Source organism: Pseudomonas sp. 51_B (assembly GCF_017491595.1).
GTDB classification, from domain to species: domain Bacteria; phylum Pseudomonadota; class Gammaproteobacteria; order Pseudomonadales; family Pseudomonadaceae; genus Aquipseudomonas; species Aquipseudomonas promysalinigenes.
The window spans coordinates 1-434 of the sequence record NZ_JAFGYW010000459.1; the positions used below are offsets into that span (position 1 = coordinate 1).

1 protein-coding gene is annotated in these 434 nt (G+C 69.1%); it reads left to right on the forward strand.

Annotated features, from left to right (window positions below; translation table 11 throughout):
* Positions 1–434: hypothetical protein (locus J5M56_RS25720; protein WP_207938148.1), on the forward strand; the 434-nt coding region annotated here is incomplete at both ends.

Consider the following 434-nt stretch of genomic DNA (forward strand, 5'->3'; position numbering starts at 1 on the left):
CTCTCGGCCTTCGCGTATCGCCATCTGCGCCTGCCGCCGCCGAAGCTGGAGACAGGCCGATTCGGCTGGGCCACGCGATGGTTCCTGGACTGGCTCGTGCCGACGGGCGCATCCGCGTGGGCGGCCTATCATCTGGCCGCCGCGTTCGTCGCGCATTACCGTTCCGTCCTGCCGGCGAACGTCGGGCCCGACGTGCCGCTCGGCGTCATGTCCGAGCTGATGTCGCTCGCCAATTCGAAACCCTTTGCCTACACCGGGATCTCGCTCGTCGCGGTACTCGTCGCGCTGATGTTTCATCGCTACCTGACGTGGCCGGCGCCCGGCCGATGGCTGAACCGCCGCAAGCGCCCCGTCATTCACGCGCTGCCGTTCATGCTCGGCTTCCTCGCGGGCAAGCTGCTCGCCTTCGCGGTGCCGGCGCTCGCCGTCGCGGT